The organism is Okeania sp. SIO2F4 (genome assembly GCF_010672385.1).
Taxonomy (GTDB): domain Bacteria; phylum Cyanobacteriota; class Cyanobacteriia; order Cyanobacteriales; family Microcoleaceae; genus Trichodesmium.
In genome coordinates this window covers 1-2,443 of the sequence record NZ_JAAHGT010000396.1, presented here as the reverse complement: position 1 = coordinate 2,443, position 2,443 = coordinate 1, and the positions used below count along the sequence as shown (strand labels likewise).

Genomic DNA, 2,443 nt, shown 5'->3' with positions numbered 1-2,443 from the left:
TTTAGCAGATATACCATAAAACTCTTTAGCTTCCTGAAAATTTGAGAATCTTGACTTGAAATCTTTTACAGTATATCTATCTGAAATAAATATTATCATTTTCCAGATAATTTTGCTGCAAATTATTAATTTCACTTCGACCCTTATGTATTTATTCAGCTAAATCTACCCAGTTATTAGGATCTATATTAAATTAAAATTCAAGCAAGCATTCTCAAAAATAAGATACTCTTCTTTTAATTTTCTCGCCAACTCATTAATCAGATACATTTCAGAAGTATCAGATTCTCGAAGGATTAGAATTTTTAGCAAAAGAACTATTATTGGTTATTTAACTTATCTACTAATGCTTGCCATCCTTTAGCGGATATACCATAAAACTCTTTAGCTTCCTGAAAATTTGAGAACCTTGACTTGAAATCCTTGAGAGTATATCTATCTGAAATCTTATCACTGCTTCTTGGTTGACTTTCAAGATGATTTTTCTGCAAATTACTTGTCTCATCTAAACCCTTATGTATTTCTTCACCTAAATCTACCCAGTTATTAGCATCCATATTAAAATTCAAGCAAGCATTCTCAAGAATAAGATACTCTTCTTTTGTAAGCATTCAGCGGTCAGCTCTCAGCCTCCTGCGGAGGAACTACGTTAACAGCTTCATTACCTTTAAAAGAGGAAAAAGTAATAAGCGAGATTTCATGCTAATTAAAAGTTACTGTAAAAGTCCATCAGTTAACCTAAAAAGTCTATGGAGCTACATCGTTCATTTTCATTGCTAAAAGCTGAAAGCTGACTGCGAGCTAGCTGAATGCTTACCTTCTTTTAATTTTCTCGCCAACTCATTAATCAGATACATTTCAGAAGTATCAGATTCTCGCTCATCTTTAACGACTTTATCTTCAGATTCATCATTTAATTCTGAAAGCAAATCAATTGAATCTTGCTCTTCTATAGCCTTATTTATTTTTAGCTCTCCAACAGAAGACTGAACATTCTCAAATTTTTTTATTCTTTTAGTTAAACGCTTTATCATGTAAAATGCAATAATTCCCCATATTACAGAAACTAAAATTACAAATAATATTGAGAGGAATAAATTAATAGTAGTTTTGGCAACAAAAACAATAGCAAGTATTGGAATAGCTACTACAGTTCTATACAAATTTGTTCTGGCTTTTTTAAGCGACTTGTATTCTTTTTGCTGCTGTTGTTCTTCTATATAAGTAGCTTCATAGCTTTTTATATCTGACATTTTTATGTAGTCTAGACATTTCTTCAAACATTGCTTGACTAAATTTGTATTGGAATCTATTACAACAAGCATTGAATCAATATCATTCAATACTAGATCGTTTATGTTACTAATTGAAGCATTGATAGAAGCTCTTGTTTTAGATTCACCTTTATACCTAATTTTTCTAGCAGAAATTTTTTGTTCTCTAACCCATATTTTAAGATTAGATTTTTCCCTACCAATATTATTTTTCGTTTCCTGGTAAATCTGGATAACCCTTAAACAAATTATTCCAACCCTCTTAGCATTTTCAGTCAATATATCGACACCATTTATTCCACAAAAATCTTGATTTATACGAGAAAAATCAGAGGGACTGAGATATTTATATGCATACTTCATAGTTAATGAAAATTTGGGATTTTAACTAACTGTTAGCTGTAATCAATTAACACTCTTAAATTAAAGAGTAGTTATTCTCTAATTATAGAAAATAAGATAATTTAAAAATTCATCTGGAGGTAATTATGTCAGAAAAATCAACCAATAAATAAGGTCTAAATATTCCTCTTTATAGGAGAATAGTAAATCAAAAAAAATCCCATTTCAAGTTTATAACTTCAGCATGAGGTACTATAACAATCCGTACTTATGTTGTAATATTTTATCAATGCTGGGTTTGGTCTGCGCACCCAAGTAAAAATGGGATTTAGAAACCAAACCCCTACAGTTTTTTCTCACAAATCTTATGGGATTAGTATATTAAAGCACTTCCCCTACAGGAAGCTAATACCATTTTCATAAAATATTGCAGAGCGTGACAGAACAAGTAAAAGGAGATAGGGAACGCCGGAATCAGGAAAGATAAATAGACAAAAAATGGAGGAAAAAACTTTAATGAGTGACAATGAATGCAAGCCATAAAGTATTAAACTGTAGGAATAAATCACAAAGAATGAATGTAACAGCCTATGCATGAATTTGGTATAAGAATAACTGATAACTGATCGCTGAAATGATACTTGGTTTGCCGATGTGAATTTGGGATGAACTCTGTGGAATGGTGTATTTGAAAATCTTAATACCAATTCACTTTAAAGATGTCACAAATAGTTTCCAACCCCCTATGTGAAATAATTTCCTGAAATTACTGTGGCATAAAAGTTTCGAGTATATAAAATCTTAATGCATGACTTTTGAATGCATGA

Annotated in this window: 2 protein-coding genes; both read right to left on the bottom strand. The window is 30.7% G+C overall.

Going from position 1 to position 2,443, the window contains the following annotated elements:
• Positions 1-320: 320 nt before the first annotated feature.
• Positions 321-611: a hypothetical protein gene (locus tag F6K22_RS22740; protein ID WP_293103056.1), complete on the bottom strand. Its 291-nt coding sequence runs from the start codon at positions 609-611 to the stop codon at positions 321-323.
• A gap of 165 nt (positions 612-776) precedes the next feature.
• A complete protein-coding gene (locus F6K22_RS22735; RefSeq protein WP_293103053.1) occupies positions 777-1,637 on the bottom strand; it encodes a hypothetical protein in 861 nt (286 codons plus the stop codon).
• Positions 1,638-2,443 lie beyond the last annotated feature (806 nt).

Coding starts and splice junctions, on each gene's coding strand:
- F6K22_RS22735 (WP_293103053.1), bottom strand. CDS start 1,637: ATGAAGTATGCATATAAATATCTCAGTCCCTCTGATTTTTCTCGTATA.
- F6K22_RS22740 (WP_293103056.1), bottom strand. CDS start 611: ATGCTTACAAAAGAAGAGTATCTTATTCTTGAGAATGCTTGCTTGAAT.